At 54.1% G+C, this 19,346-nt stretch carries 23 protein-coding genes; 18 read left to right on the plus strand and 5 right to left on the minus strand.

The window, feature by feature from the left end:
- Positions 1-80 precede the first annotated feature (80 nt).
- Genes rhaD through rhaM form a run of 3 tightly spaced genes read left to right on the plus strand, consistent with a single transcriptional unit; the run spans position 81 to position 2,376 of the window.
- Positions 81-905, plus strand: coding sequence for a rhamnulose-1-phosphate aldolase (gene rhaD / locus OGV94_RS00490; protein WP_286522136.1), 825 nt, complete (start codon positions 81-83; stop codon positions 903-905).
- Positions 906-916: 11 nt separating this feature from the next.
- Complete coding sequence (gene fucO, locus OGV94_RS00495; protein WP_286522138.1) at positions 917-2,065, plus strand: lactaldehyde reductase; 1,149 nt, start codon at positions 917-919, stop codon at positions 2,063-2,065.
- Positions 2,062-2,376, plus strand: a complete 315-nt coding sequence (gene rhaM / locus OGV94_RS00500; RefSeq protein WP_087050714.1) for an L-rhamnose mutarotase — start codon at positions 2,062-2,064, stop codon at positions 2,374-2,376. The genes fucO and rhaM overlap by 4 nt, the downstream gene beginning before the upstream one ends.
- 84 nt (positions 2,377-2,460) lie before the next feature.
- On the opposite strand, the gene OGV94_RS00505 is transcribed toward rhaM, so the two are convergent.
- Positions 2,461-3,009, minus strand: coding sequence for a helix-turn-helix domain-containing protein (locus OGV94_RS00505; RefSeq protein ID WP_003825255.1), 549 nt, complete (start codon positions 3,007-3,009; stop codon positions 2,461-2,463).
- A gap of 101 nt (positions 3,010-3,110) precedes the next feature.
- Here OGV94_RS00505 and OGV94_RS00510 point away from each other — a divergent pair, with 101 nt between their 5' ends.
- From OGV94_RS00510 to OGV94_RS00535, 6 genes are all read left to right on the plus strand, one after another.
- Positions 3,111-3,770, plus strand: a complete 660-nt coding sequence (locus tag OGV94_RS00510) for an AzlC family ABC transporter permease (RefSeq protein WP_043018896.1) — start codon at positions 3,111-3,113, stop codon at positions 3,768-3,770.
- Positions 3,770-4,093, plus strand: a complete 324-nt coding sequence (locus tag OGV94_RS00515; protein WP_003847885.1) for an AzlD domain-containing protein — start codon at positions 3,770-3,772, stop codon at positions 4,091-4,093. The genes OGV94_RS00510 and OGV94_RS00515 overlap by 1 nt, the downstream gene beginning before the upstream one ends.
- A 182-nt stretch (positions 4,094-4,275) precedes the next feature.
- Positions 4,276-4,722, plus strand: coding sequence for a PTS fructose transporter subunit IIA (locus OGV94_RS00520; protein ID WP_043018895.1), 447 nt, complete (start codon positions 4,276-4,278; stop codon positions 4,720-4,722).
- A gap of 10 nt (positions 4,723-4,732) precedes the next feature.
- Positions 4,733-6,178, plus strand: a complete 1,446-nt coding sequence (locus OGV94_RS00525; RefSeq protein ID WP_286522140.1) for a PTS fructose-like transporter subunit IIBC — start codon at positions 4,733-4,735, stop codon at positions 6,176-6,178.
- The gene (locus OGV94_RS00530; protein ID WP_286522141.1) at positions 6,168-7,238 is read left to right on the plus strand and encodes an aminopeptidase; all 1,071 of its coding nucleotides are present in this window, start codon (positions 6,168-6,170) and stop codon (positions 7,236-7,238) included. Before OGV94_RS00525 ends, OGV94_RS00530 begins: the two co-directional genes overlap by 11 nt.
- Positions 7,238-8,983 (plus strand): putative frv operon regulatory protein, encoded by a 1,746-nt coding sequence (locus tag OGV94_RS00535; RefSeq protein WP_286522143.1) that lies wholly within the window; start codon positions 7,238-7,240, stop codon positions 8,981-8,983. The genes OGV94_RS00530 and OGV94_RS00535 overlap by 1 nt, the downstream gene beginning before the upstream one ends.
- Positions 8,984-9,039: 56 nt before the next feature.
- Here the strand turns inward: OGV94_RS00535 and OGV94_RS00540 are convergent, their stop codons facing one another.
- Positions 9,040-9,252, minus strand: coding sequence for a YdgH/BhsA/McbA family protein (locus OGV94_RS00540; RefSeq protein ID WP_003825262.1), 213 nt, complete (start codon positions 9,250-9,252; stop codon positions 9,040-9,042).
- A 129-nt stretch (positions 9,253-9,381) separates the two neighbouring features.
- On the opposite strand from OGV94_RS00540, the gene OGV94_RS00545 reads away from it, so the two are divergent.
- Positions 9,382-9,903, plus strand: a complete 522-nt coding sequence (locus OGV94_RS00545) for a Crp/Fnr family transcriptional regulator (protein WP_286522145.1) — start codon at positions 9,382-9,384, stop codon at positions 9,901-9,903.
- 58 nt (positions 9,904-9,961) lie between these two features.
- Entirely contained in the window at positions 9,962-10,468 is a 507-nt protein-coding gene (locus OGV94_RS00550) for a YgjV family protein (protein WP_043018890.1), read from the plus strand.
- Here OGV94_RS00550 and fdhD read toward each other — a convergent pair.
- Complete coding sequence (gene fdhD, locus OGV94_RS00555) at positions 10,435-11,271, minus strand: formate dehydrogenase accessory sulfurtransferase FdhD (protein ID WP_286522147.1); 837 nt, start codon at positions 11,269-11,271, stop codon at positions 10,435-10,437. The genes OGV94_RS00550 and fdhD overlap by 34 nt on opposite strands.
- A 194-nt stretch (positions 11,272-11,465) precedes the next feature.
- Here fdhD and fdnG point away from each other — a divergent pair, with 194 nt between their 5' ends.
- From fdnG to fdhE, 4 genes are read left to right on the plus strand one after another with little or no spacing between them, the layout of a single operon-like run.
- The gene (fdnG, locus tag OGV94_RS00560) at positions 11,466-14,516 is read left to right on the plus strand and encodes a formate dehydrogenase-N subunit alpha (RefSeq protein ID WP_100193805.1); all 3,051 of its coding nucleotides are present in this window, start codon (positions 11,466-11,468) and stop codon (positions 14,514-14,516) included.
- Positions 14,517-14,528: 12 nt separating this feature from the next.
- On the plus strand, positions 14,529-15,431 hold the full coding sequence (fdoH, locus tag OGV94_RS00565) for a formate dehydrogenase O subunit beta (protein WP_003028691.1): 903 nt from the start codon (positions 14,529-14,531) through the stop codon (positions 15,429-15,431).
- Positions 15,428-16,063 (plus strand): formate dehydrogenase cytochrome b556 subunit, encoded by a 636-nt coding sequence (gene fdoI, locus OGV94_RS00570; protein ID WP_061066955.1) that lies wholly within the window; start codon positions 15,428-15,430, stop codon positions 16,061-16,063. Before fdoH ends, fdoI begins: the two co-directional genes overlap by 4 nt.
- Positions 16,060-16,989, plus strand: coding sequence for a formate dehydrogenase accessory protein FdhE (gene fdhE / locus OGV94_RS00575; protein WP_043018887.1), 930 nt, complete (start codon positions 16,060-16,062; stop codon positions 16,987-16,989). Before fdoI ends, fdhE begins: the two co-directional genes overlap by 4 nt.
- A 36-nt stretch (positions 16,990-17,025) precedes the next feature.
- Here fdhE and OGV94_RS00580 read toward each other — a convergent pair whose 3' ends face one another.
- Together OGV94_RS00580 and OGV94_RS00585 are read right to left on the minus strand one after the other, a co-directional pair.
- Complete coding sequence (locus OGV94_RS00580) at positions 17,026-17,400, minus strand: type II toxin-antitoxin system VapC family toxin (RefSeq protein ID WP_213733664.1); 375 nt, start codon at positions 17,398-17,400, stop codon at positions 17,026-17,028.
- A complete protein-coding gene (locus tag OGV94_RS00585; RefSeq protein WP_043018956.1) occupies positions 17,400-17,642 on the minus strand; it encodes a ribbon-helix-helix domain-containing protein in 243 nt (80 codons plus the stop codon). The genes OGV94_RS00580 and OGV94_RS00585 overlap by 1 nt, the downstream gene beginning before the upstream one ends.
- Positions 17,643-17,847: 205 nt before the next feature.
- On the opposite strand from OGV94_RS00585, the gene OGV94_RS00590 reads away from it, so the two are divergent.
- The 3 genes from OGV94_RS00590 (at position 17,848) to OGV94_RS00600 (ending at position 19,343) form a co-directional block, all read left to right on the plus strand.
- Positions 17,848-18,756 carry an alpha/beta hydrolase gene (locus OGV94_RS00590; protein ID WP_080625903.1) on the plus strand — a complete coding sequence of 303 codons (909 nt, stop codon included), beginning with the start codon at positions 17,848-17,850 and terminating at the stop codon, positions 18,754-18,756.
- A 64-nt stretch (positions 18,757-18,820) separates the two neighbouring features.
- On the plus strand, positions 18,821-19,063 hold the full coding sequence (locus tag OGV94_RS00595; protein ID WP_003825282.1) for a type II toxin-antitoxin system ParD family antitoxin: 243 nt from the start codon (positions 18,821-18,823) through the stop codon (positions 19,061-19,063).
- The gene (locus tag OGV94_RS00600; RefSeq protein WP_003825284.1) at positions 19,056-19,343 is read left to right on the plus strand and encodes a type II toxin-antitoxin system RelE/ParE family toxin; all 288 of its coding nucleotides are present in this window, start codon (positions 19,056-19,058) and stop codon (positions 19,341-19,343) included. Before OGV94_RS00595 ends, OGV94_RS00600 begins: the two co-directional genes overlap by 8 nt.
- Positions 19,344-19,346: the final 3 nt, after the last annotated feature.

The following is a 19,346-nucleotide window of genomic DNA, read 5'->3' on the forward strand; positions in this document are numbered from 1 at the left end:
CACGATTGCCGGATGGCGCTTCGCTTATCCGGCAATCGTAAGACCCGATAACGTTCGGGCAATAAACAGGAACACCGAAGATGCAAAACATTACTACTTCCTGGTTCGTCCAGGGGATGATCAAAGCCACTTCTGATGCGTGGCTGAAAGGCTGGGACGAGCGTAACGGCGGCAACCTGACGCTGCGTCTGGATGAGGCAGACATTGCACCGTTTAGCGCCGATTTCCATGAAGAACCACGCTATATCGCGCTAAGTCAGCCAATGCCATTGCTGGCGAACACGCCGTTTATCGTCACCGGTTCCGGCAAATTTTTCCGTAACGTTCAGCTCGATCCCGCGGCAAATTTGGGCGTGGTGAAAGTAGACAGCGACGGCGCGGGCTACCATATCCTGTGGGGCCTGACCCACGAGGCCGTACCAACCTCTGAACTGCCAGCTCACTTCCTCTCCCACTGCGAACGTATTAAAGCGACGAACGGCAAAGACCGCGTGATCATGCACTGCCACGCCACCAACCTGATCGCCCTGACCTACGTGCTGGAAAACAACACCGCGCTGATTACCCGCAAACTGTGGGAAGGCAGCACCGAGTGCCTGGTGGTATTCCCGGATGGCGTCGGCATTCTGCCGTGGATGGTGCCGGGTACGGATGAAATCGGCCAGGCGACAGCCGAGGAAATGCAGAAACACTCGCTGGTACTGTGGCCGTTCCACGGCGTGTTCGGCAGCGGACCTACCCTCGACGAGGCGTTCGGTTTGATCGATACCGCAGAGAAATCCGCCGAGGTTCTGGTCAAAATCTATTCGATGGGCGGTATGAAGCAGACCATCACGCGCGAAGAACTGATAGCCCTTGGCAAACGTTTTGGCGTGACGCCGCTGGCAAGCGCACTAGCATTATAAGGAGAATAGTGATGAGCTTTATGTTGGCACTACCCAAAATTAGCCTGCATGGCGCTGGAGCGATTGCCGATATGGTGAACCTCGTGGCGAATAAGCAATGGGGCAAAGCGCTGATCGTTACCGATGGTCAACTGGTGAAGCTGGGCCTGCTGGACAGCCTGTTTGCCGCGCTGGATGAACATCAAATGTCTTACCACCTGTTTGATGAGGTGTTCCCGAACCCGACAGAGGAGCTGGTGCAGCAGGGTTTTGCAGCATATCAGGGCGCAGAATGTGACTACATTATCGCTTTCGGCGGCGGCAGCCCGATCGATACCGCTAAAGCAGTGAAGATCCTGACCGCCAACCCAGGCCCTTCTACCGCTTACTCCGGCGTGGGCAAAGTGAAAAATGCGGGCGTACCGCTGGTCGCCATCAACACCACTGCCGGTACGGCAGCAGAAATGACCAGCAACGCGGTTATTATCGACTCTGCGCGCAAGGTCAAAGAGGTGATCATCGACCCGAATATCATCCCGGATATCGCCGTGGATGATGCCAGCGTCATGCTGGAAATCCCGGCCTCCGTCACCGCTGCAACCGGCATGGACGCCCTGACCCACGCGGTGGAAGCCTATGTTTCCGTTGGTGCGCATCCGCTTACCGATGCCAACGCGCTGGAAGCGATTCGCCTGATCAATCTGTGGCTACCAAAAGCGGTCGACGAGGGCCATAACCTCGAAGCCCGCGAGCAAATGGCGTTTGGTCAGTATCTGGCGGGTATGGCATTTAACAGCGCCGGTCTGGGTCTGGTGCATGCGCTGGCTCATCAGCCGGGCGCAACCCACAATCTGCCGCACGGCGTCTGCAACGCCATCCTGCTGCCGGTAATCGAAAACTTTAACCGCCCAAACGCGGTGGCGCGCTTTGCCCGCGTGGCGCAGGCAATGGGCGTCGATACCCGTGGCATGAGCGATGAAGCGGCAAGCATGGAGGCCATCAAGGCGATTCGAGCACTCAGCAAGCGTGTCGGTATTCCTGCGGGCTTTAGCTCCCTTGGCGTGACGAAAGAAGATATTGAAGGCTGGCTGGACAAAGCATTGGCCGATCCGTGTGCGCCGTGCAACCCGCGTACCGCCAGCCGCGACGAGGTCCGCGAGCTGTATCTGGAGGCGTTATGATCCGCAAGGCCTTTGTGATGCAGGTAAATGCCGACGCGCACGTTGAATATCAACGTCGGCACAATCCCATCTGGCCAGAACTGGAAGCGGTGCTGAAAGAACACGGCGCCCATCACTACGCGATTTATCTCGATCGGGAGCGCAATCTGCTGTTCGCCACCGTCGAGATTGAGTCCGAAGCGCGCTGGGACGCTGTCGCCAGCACCGACGTTTGCCAGCGTTGGTGGAAGCATATGCGTGACGTAATGCCAGCCAACCCGGACAACAGCCCGCTCAGCGCAGAGCTAAAAGAGGTGTTCTATCTGCAGTAAGTCGTGTGCCCGGTGGTGCAAGCTTACCGGGCACACGGTTTTATTTTTTGTAGGCCGGATAAGCGATAGCGCCATCCGGCAATTTCAATTCTGCTCAGAAACCAGAATCGCCTGGGTGTCAGGCTCCAGTGCTTTAAAGATATGCGCCCGATCGGCGGGGTAACAAATGTAGTCGCCCTCACCTAACTCTTCCGGCGCTTCCGTCAACCCCACCATCGCCTTGCCCTGCGTCACGATGATATGTTCAACCGATCCCGGCGGATGCGGCTGTGAAATACGATCCGCGCCCGGCTGCGTCAGCAACAGATAAATATCCCGCCGCGCGCCCGGTGGGCAGGCGGCCAGTAAAATGGCCTGATAGTGGGCCTGTTCCGCCACGACTTTTGTCCCTTCGCCGCGGCGAATCACCTGCGTTTTTTGCTCCTGCGGCTCCAGCAGGCGCGCAAAAGGGATATCCAACGCCACACACAGCGACCAGAGCGTTTCCAGGCTAGGATTGCCATTGCCCGCTTCCAACTGTGAGAGCGTCGATTTTGCAATCCCCGCACGACGGGCAATCTCCGCCAGCGACAAACCGGTGCGCTGACGTTCACGCACCAGGCTTTTCGCGATCATACTGATGGGCTGGGTCATTCACGACTCCATGTTTTTTATATCGAACGAATCGTTCGACTTGTAAAGTTAACTGCTCCCGTTCATTATAATGGAAATTCGTTCGATATGGCTAAAACGGTATGAAACATTATTTTTCCAGTCTCAAAGGCGACACGCTGAAAGCAATATTTCTCGTCTGTCTGGCTGTCGGCGTTGTCGGCATGTCGTACGGCTCGCTGGCGATGGCTTACGGCTTCCCGCTGTGGGTACCGTTTGTACTCTCTATTACGGTACTGGCGGGGGCGTCCGAGTTTATGTTTATCGGCATCGTCGCCAGCGGTGGTAACCCACTGGCGGCTGCGGCTGCCGGTTTACTGGTCAACGCCCGACACGTGCCGTTTGGCGTCACGGTGCGCGATCTGGTGGGAAACCGGGCCGCCAGTTTCCTCGGCTGCCATATCATGAACGACGAAAGCGTGGTTTTTGGCCTGTCGCAAAAAACGCCCGAACAACGTAAAGCCGCCTACTGGCTGTGCGGTCTGGGCGTCGCGATTTTCTGGCCTGTTGGTACACTGATCGGCGCGGGCGTCGGCAAACTGCTCCCCGCACCGGAAACCATCGGCCTGGATGCCGTCTTCCCTGCCATTCTGCTGGCTTTGGTCGTCCCGGCATTCAAAAACCGCACCACGCTGATTCGCGCCTGTAGCGGCGCCGGGCTGTCGCTTGCCGCCATTCCCTTTGCGCCGGTCGGTTTGCCAGTTCTGCTTTCACTGTTCGGCTTACTGACGAGGAAAAAATAATGGGTAACATGACGCTGTTTATCGTCGGTATCGCCATCTTATCTCTGGGAACCTATTTAATGCGTTTAGGAGGAGCGAAGCTTGGGAGCCGTTTAGCGTTCTCAGAACGCTCGCAGGCGCTGCTTTCCGACGCCGCAACGGTATTACTGTTCTCCGTGGCGCTGGCGACCACCTTTTACGAAGGCGAACATTTTGCCGGTATGGCGCGGGTTCTTGGGGTTGGCTTCGCGGTATTTCTCGCCTGGCGCAAGCTGCCGCTAATCGTGGTGATTGTTGCCGCCGCGGTGGTGACCGCGTTGTTAAGGATGGCGGGAATACACTAAAAAAATAATTACCCTGGCGAAATATTCATCAGGGTAATCGCCTGTAGCGTTGTGTGTTTTACCCCACAAAACCACGCGCTAACTCGGCCTCAAATTGTCACTCCACGCTGACATATTGCCGCTCATCTCTTCGCCATCTCGCCGTTAGAATCAAATCAAATAGTTTTAACGGAGCCCTCCACATGACAACCCTTACAGCTAACTGCATTGACCTGAATATTCAGGGGAATAGCGTGTATGCCATCCTCAAGCAATTGGCAGATATGGCGTTTCAGAATGGCTATGTCTCCGATCGCAGCACTTTCCTGCAAACGCTATTGCTGCGCGAAAAGCTGCATTCCACCGGCTTTGGCTCGGGTATTGCCGTCCCGCACGGTAAGAGCGCCTGCATCAGGCAGCCCTTTGTGTTGTTCGCGCGCAAATCAGAAAACGTGGACTGGAAAGCCAGCGACGGCGAGGACGTCAACTGCTGGATCTGCCTCGGTGTACCGCAAACCGGCGAGGACGATCAGGTCAAAATCATCGGCACCCTGTGCCGCAAAATCATTCATCAGGATTTCATCGATCAACTGAAGCAAGGTGACACCAGCCAGGTGCTCGCCCTGCTTAATCAGACCTTAACCTCATAAGGAAACGGCTATGGAGTCATCCTTACGTTTAGTGGCGATCACCAACTGTCCGGCGGGGATCGCCCACACTTATATGGTGGCAGAGGCGCTGGAGCAAAAAGCGCGCTCGCTCGGCCACACGATTAAAGTCGAAACCCAGGGCTCAAGCGGCGTCGAAAACCGCCTGAGCAATGAAGAGATTGCCGCAGCCGATTATGTCATTCTGGCCACCGGTCGCGGCCTGAGCGGCGAAGACCGGGCGCGTTTTGCCGGGAAAAAAGTCTATGAAATCGCCATTTCCCAGGCGCTAAAAAATATCGACCTGATTTTTACGCAGTTACCGACGCATTCACAACTTTTCACCGCCGATAGCAGCGTGAAGCTGGGAAAACAGGAGGTCCAGCACGGTAGCGTAATGAGCCACCTGATGGCGGGCGTTTCCGCCGCGCTGCCGTTTGTTATCGGCGGCGGTATTCTGGTCGCCATCGCCAATATGCTGGTGCAGTTCGGTTTGCCCTATACCGATATGTCGAAAGGCGCGCCGTCGTTCACCTGGATTGTTGAATCGATCGGCTATCTGGGCTTTACCTTTATGATCCCGATTATGGGGGCATATATTGCCTGGTCGATTGCCGATAAACCCGCTTTTGCCCCAGCATTTCTGGTGTGTTATCTGGCGAACGATAAAGGCCTGCTGGGTACGCAGTCCGGCGCAGGATTTCTCGGCGCGGTCGTACTCGGGCTGGCAATTGGCTACTTTGTCCTGTGGTTTCGCAAGGTTCGCCTCGGCAAAGCGCTACAGCCACTGCTTGGTTCTATGCTGATCCCGTTTGTCACTTTACTGGTGTTCGGCGTACTGACTTACTACGTCATCGGCCCGGTGATGTCCGACATCATGGGCGGTCTGCTGCACTTCCTGAACACCATTCCGCCATCCATGAAAATGGGCGCGGCCTTCCTCGTTGGTGCGATGCTGGCGTTTGATATGGGCAGGCCAATCAATAAAACGGCCTGGTTCTTCTGCTTCTCGCTGCTGGAAAAACATATCTATGACTGGTACGCCATCGTCGGCGTGGTGGCGCTGATGCCGCCCGTCGCGGCGGGAATAGCTACCTATTTAGCGCCCAAACTGTTTACCCAACAGGAGAAGGCCGCCGCCAGCAGTGCGATTGTCGTCGGCGCCACCGTCGCCACCGAGCCGGCCATCCCCTACGCACTGGCCGCGCCGCTGCCGATGATTACCGCCAATACGCTCTCCGGTGGCATTACCGGCATGCTGGTTATCGCCTTTGGAATCAAACGCCTCGCGCCGGGTTTAGGTATCTTTGATCCGCTGATTGGCCTGATGTCTCCGGTGGGATCATTTTACCTGGTGCTGGCTATCGGTCTGGCACTGAACATTTCGTTAATTATCATCCTGAAAGGGTTGTGGCTGAAACGTAAAGCCGCGCAGCAGGAGCTTGCCCATGAACATTGAGTTACTTCAGCAGCTATGCGAAGCCAGCGCCGTCAGCGGCGATGAACAGGAAGTTCGTACTCTTCTCATTAACGCGCTGGAATCCAGCGTCGATGAAATCACCTTCGACGGCCTTGGTAGCTTTGTCGCCCGCAAAGGCAACCGCGGGCCGAAGGTGGCGGTTGTCGGCCATATGGATGAAGTCGGCTTTATGGTCACGCATATCGACGAGAGCGGATTTTTGCGCTTCACCACCATTGGTGGTTGGTGGAGCCAGTCGATGCTCAATCATCGGGTCTCTATCCGTACCCGTAAAGGCGTTAAAATCCCTGGCATCATCGGCTCCGTGGCGCCGCATGCTTTGACGGAAAAGCAGAAACAGCAGCCGCTGACCTTTGACGAGATGTTTATCGATATTGGTGCTAACAGCCACGAAGAAGTAGAAAAAAACGGGATTGCGATCGGTGACTTCATTAGCCCGGAAGCCAATTTCGCTCGCTGGGGCGAAGATAAGATCGTCGGTAAAGCGCTGGATAACCGCGTCGGCTGCGCCCTGATGGCTGAGCTTTTACAAACCGTCGATAACCCCGACATTACCCTGTACGGCGTGGGCAGCGTGGAAGAAGAGGTGGGGCTGCGCGGAGCGCAAACCTCGGCCGAGCATATCAAGCCCGACGTGGTGATCGTGCTGGATACCGCAGTTGCGGGCGATGTGCCCGGAATCGACGCCATCAAATACCCGCTCAAGCTTGGCGAGGGTCCTGGTCTGATGCTGTTCGATAAGCGCTATTTCCCGAATCAACAACTGGTCGCCACATTAAAAGAGTGTGCAGAAAGCAGCGGTGCGTCATTGCAGCTCTGTAGTATGAAAACCGGGGCGACGGACGGCGGACGCTATAACGTTATGGGAGGGGGTCGTCCGGTGGCGGCACTCTGCCTGCCGACACGTTATCTCCACGCCAACAGCGGCATGATTTCCGCATCGGATTACAACGCGCTGTTTACCCTGGTGCGCGAACTGCTCACCTCGCTGACGGCCGAAAAGATCTGCGCGTTCACTGATTTTCGCCAGGAGAGTTAATGCTATCAGAACGCCAGTTAAAGATTGTCGATCTCCTCGAACAGCAGCCGTGTTCGCTGGGCGAGCTGGCGCGGCAAACTGGCGTGTCGGGCAGAACCATCCTGCGTGATATTGATTACCTCAACTTTACCCTCAGCGGTAAGGCCCGCATTCAGCCCGGTGGTGGTGCAGGATATCAGTTGGAAATTGTCGACAGACGCGGTTATTTTCAGCTTCTGCAACGCCATGATAATGATGACCGGTTGCTGGCCTTTCTTCTGCTTAATACCTTTACACCCCGCGTACAGCTGGCTTCAGCACTCAATTTACCTGAAACCTGGGTGGCCGATCGTCTCCCGCGTTTGAAACAGCGCTATGAGCGCGCTTTTTGTCTTGCCAGCCGCCCGGGAGTCGGTCATTTCATTGATGAACCAGAAGAAAAGCGCATAATCCTGCTGGCAAATCTGCTTAAAAAAGATCCACTCTTAATTCCACTGCCAGGTATTACCCGAGACAACATCGACAGGCTCAACACTGCATGTGAAAAACTTGATGAATTCCCGTTCATCTCGGGAGAGTACCTGGCAAGTCTGGTGCTGGCAGTCTACGCCCTGCGTAATCAGCTCACCGGATCGTGGCCGGAGTGTCGGTATATATCGCTGAAAAATGCGGTGGAACAAGGAGGAGTCTACCTGGGCGAAAACGCTTTCAGAACCCTGATCGGTCTTCTGGAAATCAGGCAACGTCAGGCAATGACCATCTCGGCCGATGCGGTGACCTGCTTGTTAAAAAGCGTTCCCGGCATTGCCGCGTTGAACGTTATCGATGCCCAACTGGTTGAAAATATTACCGGCCACCTGCTGAGATGCGTCTCTGCCCCGGTTTGGGTACCGGAGCATCGCCAGAGCAGTATGCATAACCTGAAGTCTACCTGGCCTGCCGCTTTCGATTTGAGTTTGCGTTTTATCGCCCTGTTGCGCGAAAAACTGGATATCCCGCTGTTCGATAGCGATCTCATCGGGCTTTACTTCGCCTGTGCGCTGGAGCGGCATCAAAACGCGCGTCAGCCGGTCATTTTATTATCCGACCAGAATGCTATCGCCACCATCAACCAACAGGCTATTGAGCGGGATGTCCTGAATTGTCGGGTGATCATTGCGCGAAATACAAGTGAAGTCAGCGCCATCAGCGAAGAAATCACCCCGCTGTTAATCGTCAACAATAGTCACTATCTGCTTGATGAATCTCTAAAAAATACATTAACTATCAAGAATATTATCACCGCAGCGGGTACCGAGCAGATCAAACACTTTCTTGCGACGGCCTTTATCCGCCAGCAGCCCGAACGTTTCTTTTTACAGCAGGGCTGCTTCCATTACGCCAATATGAAGGCCGAAAGCTGGCAGAGTATCATCGGTCGGATCTGCGGCCAGCTTGTGGCTCAGGGCCATATCACTGAGGACGAAGCGCTACGCATTTGCGCCCGGGAGCATGAAGGTGAAAACCTGATAGTGAATCGCCTGGCGATTCCTCATTGCTGGAGCGAACAGGAGCGTCGTTTCCGCGGTTTCTTTATCACCCTCGCGCAGCCCATTTTGGTGAATAACGAACCGGTCAGTCATGTCCTGATCGCCTGTGCCGCCGCTGAGGCGCGGCATGAACTAAAAATCTTCAGTTATTTATCCAGCGTACTGAGCAGCCATCAGGCTGATACTATTGCGGGATTGACCGGATATGAAGCGTTTATTGCATTGCTCAGGCAGTAAATATCAGAAATGAAAAAAGCGCCTCAAGGGCGCTCTTTCGACAGTACTAAGGTATCTTATTTCAGCAGTTCTGCGGTCATGTGCACGCGGTTGCCGGTGTAAGCCTGAGTGATTTTATAATCGCTGGCGCCTGCACGTTCAGCCTGAGCGGCAATTTTTGCTTCAGCGCTTTCCAGCGTAGAACCGGTTGCGGTAACGGTCTGAGCAGCGAAAGAACCGAAAGAAGTAGCCAGAGCGATAACTGCGACAAAAGTTTTGATGCTTTTCATGATATAAACCCTTTAACTAAGTTGTTTGAGTAAGGCACCGTGCCTTGATGTGATAAATAATAGGCTGATACTCGAACAACTAAAAGCGGAATGATTTGCCAGTCTTATTCAAATTATTTGAGAGATAAGATGTCACATAATCGGGAATCACAATGGCTTGCAGGCAACCGAAGAAAAACGCAACCGGCGGGAAGTTGGTTACTGCGTCAGGGTGAACCGCAAAGTAAAATTCATCTTTTACATCATGGCGTTGCACGTGCGGTGTATCACGCAGACAGTGGCGTTGAAAGGGTTAAAGAGTTCTACTTTGCCGGGGAATACTGCTTTTTGTACCTGAACTGGCTAACCAACACGCCTGCTGATTACAGTCTGCAAATGATCGCCGCTGGCGAAACCAGTGAAATACCGCTGGCGTTGCTGGATGCGCCGGAAAATCAGGATATTAGGACCCAGCTACTGGTCCAGCAGTTGATCTATAAAGAGAAAAAAGAACAAATGCTGCTGCTCAATACCCCAGAGCAACGCTACCAGTACGTACAAACACACTTCCCGGACTGGGAGTCGCAGCTCACTCAGCGCGATCTCGCCAACTATATCGGCATTACTCCCGTTAGCCTGTCTCGTATTCGCCAGCGTCTTAACAAAGGTTAACGCCTTACGTTGATGCGTCGATTATTGTCCCGTCACTCTTCAATTGTTGGCGCACATTATGAACGCATTTCTCCTCTCTCAGATTCTGGCTGGCATCAGCTTTTTGTTGGATATTTCCGCTTTTCATTTTCAGCGCCGGGCTATCACCTTATCTCTGCTCACCAGTTCCACTTCCCTGTTGGCTATCCATTTCTATCTTTTGGATCAACACGCTGCAGCTGGGTTAATGATCATTGCCGCATGCCGCTACGCGACGGCCATCGTCACGTTTCACCGCTGGGCGATGTGGGGATTTATGCTGGGATCGCTGCTGTGTAGCGTTTATCTTTGGCAAAATCTGTCGAGTATTTTGCCGCTGATGGGAAGCCTGCTAATGACCTTTGCGTCGTTTCAAAAACGCAGCGGAAAACTACGGGGTTACACATTGTGCGGTAGCCTGTGTTGGCTACTGAACAATGTGATTGTCGGCTCGCCAGTTGCCGTAATCATGGAACTGGCATTTTCAGGCAGCATTCTGGCCGCCTGGTGGCGTCACAGCGCGATCAGACGTTGCGGATGCGTGTAGACCGTCGCCCTGCCCGGTTTGCAAAAACCCACCAGCGTCAGGTTACAGCGTTCGGCAACTTCCACGGCAAGCGTGGTCGCCGCAGAGACGGCAAACAGAATTTCCACGCCGCACATTGCCGACTTCTGCACCATCTCGTAGCTGGCGCGGCTGGAGACTAATACTGCGCCTTGCTGCCAGACCTCCCCTTCGATAGCGCGTCGCCCCAGCAGTTTATCCAGCGCAACATGACGCCCGACATCTTCATGCCCACCCGCCAGATGACCTGACGGCTGAACCCAGGCAGCCGCGTGCGTGCAGCCTGTCAGTTGCCCAACAGGTTGGAAATCAGGGAGATGCCGTAAAGCGTTATCGAGATTCGCCAGATCGAATGTCTGGGTAAACGGCAGCGGCTGGACCGGCTTGCCAATATCATTGAGCTGTTCCACACCACAAACACCGCAGCCGGTGCGACCGGCCAGAGCGCGACGACGTTCTTTCAGCCCCATAAAGCGACGGCTGGACAACTCAACCTGCACTTCCAATCCGTTGCAGGAAGGCACTACGTCCATCGCGTAAATATCTTGTGGGGACTCAATGATGCCCTCAGAAAGTGAAAAACCTATCGCGAAATGCTCAAGATCTTTCGGTGATGCCATCATCACCACGTGTGAAATCCCGTTGTATACCAGCGCCACAGGCACTTCTTCAGCTACCTCATCAGGCTGAGGATGTTGCAAATCCTCGCGTTTCCAGAGGGTCAACTGACGAGATCCTGTCGGAGATGTCACATTCTTGATGTTTTCTTGAATAATCTTATTCACTTTCTTTTAACCATATTGGAACACACATACCAACATTGTGGTATTCTTTACAAACCCCTCCTGGACGGAGGGAAATTCACCCAATTCTGGACCTTTGCGGTCCCGTCCGCAAAGAAAAATAACAACCACTTCCCTCGCGTTCGCGTTATAGAAAAGCGAAGGGAACGTGACAATGTCGAAACAAGGAGCGAACCATGCAGGTCAGCAGAAGGCAGTTCTTTAAGATCTGCGCTGGCGGTATGGCAGGCACCACGGCAGCGGCACTGGGCTTTGCACCCGGCGTAGCGCTCGCGGAAACACGGCAATATAAACTGCTGCGCACCCGTGAAACCCGTAACACCTGCACTTACTGTTCCGTTGGCTGTGGACTGTTAATGTACAGCCTCGGTGACGGAGCTAAAAACGCCAAAGCATCCATCTTCCATATCGAAGGGGACCCGGATCACCCGGTGAACCGTGGCGCGCTGTGCCCGAAAGGGGCAGGACTTGTGGACTTCATCCACTCCGAAAGCCGCCTGAAATTCCCGGAATACCGCGCACCAGGCTCTGATAAATGGCAACAGATTAGCTGGGATGAGGCATTTGATCGCATCGCTAAGCTGATGAAAGAAGACCGCGACGCTAACTACGTTGCGCAAAACGCCGAAGGCGTAACCGTTAACCGCTGGCTTTCCACCGGGATGCTGTGTGCTTCCGCTTCCAGTAACGAAACCGGCTATTTAACGCAAAAATTCTCCCGCGCGCTCGGTATGCTCGCGGTCGACAACCAGGCACGCGTCTGACACGGACCAACGGTAGCAAGTCTTGCTCCAACATTTGGTCGCGGTGCGATGACCAACCACTGGGTCGACATTAAAAACGCCAACCTCGTTGTGGTGATGGGCGGTAACGCCGCTGAAGCTCACCCGGTCGGATTCCGCTGGGCGATGGAAGCCAAAATTCACAACGGCGCGAAGCTGATTGTTATCGATCCGCGCTTTACGCGAACCGCCGCGGTAGCTGATTTCTATGCTCCGATTCGTTCCGGTACTGACATTGCTTTCCTGTCAGGCGTCTTGCTGTACCTGCTGAACAACGAAAAATTCAACCGCGAATACACTGAGGCCTATACCAACGCCAGCCTGATCGTGCGTGAGGATTACGGTTTCGAAGATGGCCTGTTCACCGGCTACGACGCGGATAAACGCAAGTATGACAAAACCAGCTGGAACTACGAACTGGATGAAAAAGGCTTCGCCAAACGCGACGTCACCCTGCAACATCCGCGCTGCGTGTGGAACCTGCTGAAACAGCACGTCTCCCGCTACACGCCGGACGTCGTAGAAAACATCTGCGGGACGCCAAAGGCCGACTTCCTGAAGGTCTGTGAGTACATCGCAGAAACAAGCGCCAAAGATAAAACCGCGTCGTTCCTGTACGCCCTGGGCTGGACTCAACACTCCGTGGGTGCGCAGAACATCCGTACCATGGCGATGATCCAGTTGCTGCTTGGCAATATGGGGATGGCAGGCGGCGGCGTTAACGCCCTGCGCGGTCACTCCAACATTCAGGGTTTGACCGACTTAGGCCTGCTGTCACAAAGCCTGCCAGGCTATATGACGCTGCCGAGCGAAAAACAGACTGACCTGCAAACCTATCTTGCCGCCAACACACCAAAACCGTTGCTGGAAGGTCAGGTGAACTACTGGGGCAACTATCCGAAATTCTTCGTTTCGATGATGAAAGCCTTCTTTGGCGATAAAGCGACAGCAGAAAACAGCTGGGGCTTCGACTGGCTGCCGAAGTGGGATAAAGGGTACGACGTCCTGCAGTACTTCGAGATGATGAACCAGGGCAAAGTGAATGGCTATATCTGCCAGGGCTTTAACCCGGTCGCGTCATTCCCGAATAAAAACAAAGTTGTGGCTTCACTGTCCAAACTGAAGTTCCTGGTCACTATCGACCCACTCAACACAGAGACTTCCACCTTCTGGCAGAACCACGGTGAGTCGAACGATGTTGACCCGTCGAAAATCCAGACCGAAGTATTCCGTCTGCCATCCACCTGCTTCGCCGAAGAGAATGGTTCTATCGTCAACTCCGGTCGCTGGCTGCAGTGGCACTGGAAAGGCGCTGATGCCCCAGGGATTGCCGTTACCGATGGCGAAATCCTCGCTGGTATCTTCTTACGCCTGCGTAAAATGTATGCCGAGCAGGGTGGTGCGAACCCGGAACAGGTGCTGAGCATGACCTGGAACTACTCCACCCCACACGAACCGGCTTCGGAAGAAGTGGCGATGGAGAGTAACGGTAAAGCGCTGGCCGACATTACCGACCCGGCAACCGGCGCGGTTATCGTCAAGAAAGGCCAACAGCTTAGCTCGTTCGCCCAACTACGTGATGACGGCACTACCTCCAGCGGCTGCTGGATATTTGCCGGTAGCTGGACGCCGGAAGGCAACCAGATGGCGCGTCGCGATAATGCCGACCCGTCAGGCCTTGGCAATACGCTGGGCTGGGCATGGGCGTGGCCGCTCAACCGACGTATTCTGTACAACCGCGCCTCTGCTGACCCGCAGGGGAATCCGTGGGATCCAAAACGTCAGATCCTGAAATGGGACGGGGCAAAATGGAGCGGGATGGATATTCCGGACTACAGCGCCGCCGCACCGGGCAGCAACGTTGGGCCGTTCATCATGCAGCCGGAAGGGATGGGACGCCTGTTTGCTATCGATAAGATGGCGGAAGGTCCGTTCCCGGAACACTACGAGCCGTTTGAAACGCCGCTGGGCACTAACCCGCTGCACCCGAACGTTATCTCTAACCCTGCCGCACGTATCTTTAAAGGTGACGCGGAAGCACTGGGTAAAGCAGATAAGTTCCCGTACGTCGGTACGACCTACCGTCTGACCGAGCACTTCCACTACTGGACCAAGCACGCGCTGCTGAACGCCATCGCACAGCCGGAACAGTTTGTGGAAATTGGCGAGAAGCTGGCGAATAAGCTCGGTATCTCCCATGGCGATACCGTCAAAGTCTCCTCTAACCGCGGCTACATTAAGGCCAAAGCGGTGGTGACTAAACGTATTCGCACGCTGAAGGCTAACGGTAAGGATATCGACACTATCGGTATTCCGATTCACTGGGGCTACGAAGGTGTGGCGAAAAAAGGCTTTATCGCTAACACGTTAACGCCATTCGTCGGTGATGCGAACACGCAGACGCCGGAATTTAAGTCCTTCCTCGTGAACGTGGAAAAGGTGTAACGGAGACGACCTATGGCTTATCAATCGCAAGACATCATTCGTCGTTCCGCCACTAACGGTTTCACCCCCGCGCCTCAGGCGCGGGACCATCAGGAAGAGGTGGCGAAGCTTATCGACGTCACCACCTGTATCGGCTGTAAAGCGTGTCAGGTGGCGTGTTCTGAATGGAACGACATCCGTGATGAAGTGGGTAACAACGTTGGGGTGTACGACAACCCGGCTGATTTGACCGCTAAATCCTGGACGGTAATGCGCTTCTCAGAAGTGGAACAAAACGACAAACTGGAATGGCTTATCCGCAAGGATGGCTGTATGCACTGTGCCGATCCGGGCTGCCTGAAGGCGTGTCCGGCTGAAGGCGCAATCATTCAGTATGCCAACGGGATCGTCGACTTCCAGTCCGAGCAGTGCATCGGCTGTGGCTACTGTATCGCGGGCTGTCCGTTCGACGTACCGCGCCTCAACCCGGAAGACAACCGCGTCTACAAATGTACGCTGTGCGTTGACCGCGTGGTGGTCGGGCAAGAACCGGCCTGCGTGAAAACCTGCCCAACCGGCGCCATTCATTTCGGCACCAAAGAGTCGATGAAAACGCTGGCCGGCGAGCGCGTAGCGGAGCTGAAAACGCGTGGTTACGAAAACGCGGGTCTGTACGATCCGGCAGGCGTTGGCGGTACGCACGTAATGTACGTATTGCACCATGCCGACAAGCCGAATCTGTACCACGGTCTGCCGGAGAACCCGGAAATCAGCGCCACCGTGAAATTCTGGAAAGGCATCTGGAAACCTCTCGCAGCCGTCGGCTTTGCAGCGACATTTGCGGCCAGTATCTTCCACTACGTCGGCGTAGGCCCGAACCGTGCGGAAGAGGAAGAAGACAATCTGCATGAAGAAAAAGACGAGGTGCGCAAATGAAACGACGTGACACCATCGTGCGCTACACGGCGCCGGAACGCATCAACCACTGGGTAACCGCCTTCTGCTTCATTCTGGCGGCAGTGAGCGGGATGGGCTTTCTCTTCCCATCTTTTAACTGGCTGATGCACATCATGGGCACTCCGCAACTGGCGCGAATTGTGCACCCGTTTGTCGGCGTGATCATGTTTGCCTCGTTTATCATCATGTTTTTCCGTTACTGGCACCACAATCTAATCAATCGGGATGATATCTTTTGGGCGAAGAATATTCGTAAGATTGTCGTCAACGAGGAAGTAGGTGACACGGGACGTTATAACTTCGGCCAGAAATGCGTATTCTGGGCGGCGATTATCTTCCTGGTCCTGTTGCTGGTGAGCGGAGTGGTCATCTGGCGTCCGTATTTTGCGCCTGCTTTCTCAATCCCGGTGATCCGATTCGCGTTAATGCTGCATTCATTTGCCGCAGTAGCGTTAATTGTGGTTATCATGGTGCACATTTACGCCGCCCTTTGGGTGAAAGGCACCATTACCGCGATGGTGGAAGGATGGGTTACCAGCTCATGGGCGAAGAAACATCACCCGCGCTGGTACCGTGAAGTCCGCCAGAAACAGGAAAAGTCATCTGAATGAGTATTCGCATAATCCCGCAAGATGAGCTGGAGAAGAGCGAGAAACGCACGGCGGATATGATTCCGCCGTTATTATTCCCCAGACTCAAAAATTTGTATAACCGCCGCGCTGAGCGTCTGCGCGAGCTGGCCGAGAACAACCCGCTTGGCGATTATCTGCGCTTTGCCGCGCTGATCGCACACGCGCAGGAAGTGGTGTTGTACGACCATCCGCTGCAGATAGATCTGACCGCTCGCATCAAAGAAGCGAACGATCAGGGCAAACCGCCGCTGGACATTCACGTCCTGCCACGCGACAAGCACTGGCAAAAACTGCTGCAATCGTTAATTGCTGAGCTGAAGCCGGAGATGAGCGGCCCTGCACTAGCCGTGATCGAGAATCTGGAAAAAGCCTCAGAGCAGGAACTGGAGCTGATGGCCAGCGCGCTGTTTGCCTCTGATTTCGCCTCCGTCAGCAGCGACAAAGCGCCGTTCATTTGGGCTGCCCTGTCGCTCTACTGGGCGCAGATGGCAAGCCTGATCCCCGGCAAAGCCCGTGCGGAATACGGTGAACAGCGTCAGTACTGCCCGGTGTGTGGTTCAATGCCGGTCTCCAGCATGGTGCAAATCGGTACCACTCAGGGGCTGCGCTATCTGCACTGCAACCTGTGTGAAACCGAGTGGCACGTGGTGCGCGTGAAGTGCAGCAACTGCGAACAGAGCCGTGATTTGAACTACTGGTCGCTGGATAACGAACAGGCAGCGATTAAAGCTGAAAGCTGCGGCGACTGCGGGACTTACCTGAAGATTCTCTATCAGGAAAAAGACCCGAAAGTTGAGGCAGTAGCTGACGATCTCGCTTCACTGATGCTGGACGCTCACATGGAGCAAGAGGGCTTCGCCCGCAGCTCCATCAACCCGTTCTTATTCCCGGGTGAAGGGGAGTAAGTTCTCCGTACCACCGGGCGGCGTAGGTCGCCCGGGTTATAACGCATACGGCGTGACCACGCCTGATATGCCTGCAAAATCCTTGGTATTACGCGTAACCAATGTAAGACGATGAATCTGCGCAGTGGCCAAAATAATGGCATCCGGCAATTTCATCCCATGCTCCTGTCTGATACTCACGCTTCGTTCAGCAATATCCTGTGAAATGTCGATCACGTTAAAAGCGCCTAGCGCAACGCGAGTAAGGGCTTCCTGATGGTATTTTTTTGCGCCCACCATCACCTCCATCCATGTAATGAGGCTGATTGCATTCTGCGGCGGCCATGTTTCTATCGCCAGTTTTGCTTCATTTCTCCCGCTAAACAGATCGATGAGGATGTTGGTATCAAAAAGAGCTGATCCTTTGACCATTACCATTCCTCACGGAGTTTACGCTGGTATTCAACACCATCTTCCTCACAGCCTTGCCACAGCCCAAGAGCACGTGAAATTGTTGTTTCAGCCTGATCCTGCCTCTCAAGATACTGTTCAACGGCCTCCCGCAAGAGTTCTGCTCGCGGCAGGTTGCGCTGAACCTTGAGATCATCAAGACGTTTAATCACCTCATCTGATAAATCGAGTAAAATTCTGCCCATATCCATCCCAGCCATCATACTCACATATACCTCCAGTATATCATCAGCGATTAATTTCCACACAACATACACCTGAGAAAAGTGGGAAAGTAGCCTTCACGCGAACGATTTTTATTTTTGCGAGCCGCTTTCCAGAATCATACCCGCCCCCTTTTTTCCCATTTTCATTCGTGAGTATCCAGGTTATAAAACTGTATATATATACAGATAAGGAGAATAATAAATGGCACTGGAAAACGGGATTGCACAGCTTGTTGAGGCATTTATCGCGGCGGGACGCCCTTCTTCACGCGAGCAGAATATTGATGACCGGAGAGCAGGCTACATCGCCAGCACTGCACTGGCAGGAGAAACTGAAACACGCGTACAGGTTGAAGATATTGAACTCGATGCCATGACGTTTCGCGTTGTTTCGCCGCGGGGCAGCACAGGAAATCTCCCCTGCGTTATCTATTATCACGGCGGCTGCTTTGTCAGCGGTGGATTCGCCACGCATGATAATCAGCTAAGGCAGCTCGCCTGGTACAGCGGCTGTCGGGTGATTGCGGTGCAATATCGCCTCGCGCCAGAGCACACCTTCCCGGCAGCACATAACGATGCTGAATCGGGGGCTAATATTATCTGGAAGTATGCCCAGAAACTGGGAGTCGACCGCAGCAACATTACGCTTGCCGGTGACAGCGCGGGCGGGCATCTGGCGCTGGTCACCGCACTACGCCTGAAAGCTAGCGGACAATGGCAACCTGCGCAGCTTATGTTGATCTACCCGATGCTGGACGCAACCGTCAGGTTTGCGAGCTATGACCATAATGGACAGGATTACATTATCACCCGCGACACGCTGCTGTCGGGCTACGAGATGTATATGCCGCAAACCGATCCACTGCATCCCGAAGTCAGCCCACTCTGGCGCGAAGACTTCAACGGTTTGCCGCCCACGCACATCATTACAGCTGAATTCGACCCACTGCGAGATGAAGGCGAGGCCCTGTATCAACGGTTCCAGGAGCAGGGCGTGGAGTGCACTTGCCAACGCTATCTCGGCGTTATCCACGGATTTTTCCAGTTGGCTGGGGTGAGTCAGGCAGCACGAAGCATTATGCGGGATGTGGCCTGGCGGCTAGGTCAGTAAGGTTGTTCATGTTTTCGTCCACGGGTGCTATCTTGTGTGAATAGATAACACAAAGGACAAACCTATGCCCAGAACTACCAGCATTACGATTGGCGAGCATCTCGATCGTTTTATTAACGAAATGATTGAAAGTGGGCGCTATGGTTCCACCAGCGAAGTTGTCCGTTCAGCATTACGTTTACTGGAAGAACAAGAATTGCGAAACAACGCATTACGCGACGCGCTGGAGGATGGGATACACAGCGGCACAAGCGACCTGACTCTACAGGAGGTCGCGCACAGGAAAAAGCGCAGTCTGAATGTATAAACTCTCTAATCAGGCAGTCGAAGACTTTGAATCTATCTATGAATACACCTGGAGAAAATTCGGTTATCAGCAGGCGGATAAATACACGACTGAGATGGAACAGCTTTTTTTACTGTTAGAGAAAAACGCTTTGATGGGACACAACTGTTCTGCGATTAAGGAAGGTACCCGTCAATACAATCATCGACAGCATGCGATTTTTTATCAAAATGCGGATTATGGCATTTTCATAATCCGCATTTTACATCAGCAAATGAACCCAATATTGCATTTCAGCTAGAAG

The organism is Citrobacter sp. Ce006 (assembly GCF_030336535.1).
In the GTDB taxonomy this organism is placed as follows: domain Bacteria; phylum Pseudomonadota; class Gammaproteobacteria; order Enterobacterales; family Enterobacteriaceae; genus Citrobacter; species Citrobacter europaeus.

Excerpts from the sequence above, each read along its gene's own strand:
- rhaD (WP_286522136.1), top strand. The coding sequence starts at position 81 with ATGCAAAACATTACTACTTCCTGGTTCGTCCAGGGGATGATCAAAGCC.
- fucO (WP_286522138.1), top strand. The coding sequence starts at position 917 with ATGAGCTTTATGTTGGCACTACCCAAAATTAGCCTGCATGGCGCTGGA.
- rhaM (WP_087050714.1), top strand. The coding sequence starts at position 2,062 with ATGATCCGCAAGGCCTTTGTGATGCAGGTAAATGCCGACGCGCACGTT.
- OGV94_RS00505 (WP_003825255.1), bottom strand. The coding sequence starts at position 3,009 with ATGACCCAGCCCATCAGTATGATCGCGAAAAGCCTGGTGCGTGAACGT.
- OGV94_RS00510 (WP_043018896.1), top strand. The coding sequence starts at position 3,111 with ATGAAACATTATTTTTCCAGTCTCAAAGGCGACACGCTGAAAGCAATA.
- OGV94_RS00515 (WP_003847885.1), top strand. The coding sequence starts at position 3,770 with ATGGGTAACATGACGCTGTTTATCGTCGGTATCGCCATCTTATCTCTG.
- OGV94_RS00520 (WP_043018895.1), top strand. The coding sequence starts at position 4,276 with ATGACAACCCTTACAGCTAACTGCATTGACCTGAATATTCAGGGGAAT.
- OGV94_RS00525 (WP_286522140.1), top strand. The coding sequence starts at position 4,733 with ATGGAGTCATCCTTACGTTTAGTGGCGATCACCAACTGTCCGGCGGGG.
- OGV94_RS00530 (WP_286522141.1), top strand. The coding sequence starts at position 6,168 with ATGAACATTGAGTTACTTCAGCAGCTATGCGAAGCCAGCGCCGTCAGC.
- OGV94_RS00535 (WP_286522143.1), top strand. The coding sequence starts at position 7,238 with ATGCTATCAGAACGCCAGTTAAAGATTGTCGATCTCCTCGAACAGCAG.
- OGV94_RS00540 (WP_003825262.1), bottom strand. The coding sequence starts at position 9,252 with ATGAAAAGCATCAAAACTTTTGTCGCAGTTATCGCTCTGGCTACTTCT.
- OGV94_RS00545 (WP_286522145.1), top strand. The coding sequence starts at position 9,382 with ATGTCACATAATCGGGAATCACAATGGCTTGCAGGCAACCGAAGAAAA.
- OGV94_RS00550 (WP_043018890.1), top strand. The coding sequence starts at position 9,962 with ATGAACGCATTTCTCCTCTCTCAGATTCTGGCTGGCATCAGCTTTTTG.
- fdoH (WP_003028691.1), top strand. The coding sequence starts at position 14,529 with ATGGCTTATCAATCGCAAGACATCATTCGTCGTTCCGCCACTAACGGT.
- fdoI (WP_061066955.1), top strand. The coding sequence starts at position 15,428 with ATGAAACGACGTGACACCATCGTGCGCTACACGGCGCCGGAACGCATC.
- fdhE (WP_043018887.1), top strand. The coding sequence starts at position 16,060 with ATGAGTATTCGCATAATCCCGCAAGATGAGCTGGAGAAGAGCGAGAAA.
- OGV94_RS00580 (WP_213733664.1), bottom strand. The coding sequence starts at position 17,400 with ATGGTCAAAGGATCAGCTCTTTTTGATACCAACATCCTCATCGATCTG.
- OGV94_RS00585 (WP_043018956.1), bottom strand. The coding sequence starts at position 17,642 with ATGATGGCTGGGATGGATATGGGCAGAATTTTACTCGATTTATCAGAT.
- OGV94_RS00590 (WP_080625903.1), top strand. The coding sequence starts at position 17,848 with ATGGCACTGGAAAACGGGATTGCACAGCTTGTTGAGGCATTTATCGCG.
- OGV94_RS00595 (WP_003825282.1), top strand. The coding sequence starts at position 18,821 with ATGCCCAGAACTACCAGCATTACGATTGGCGAGCATCTCGATCGTTTT.
- OGV94_RS00600 (WP_003825284.1), top strand. The coding sequence starts at position 19,056 with ATGTATAAACTCTCTAATCAGGCAGTCGAAGACTTTGAATCTATCTAT.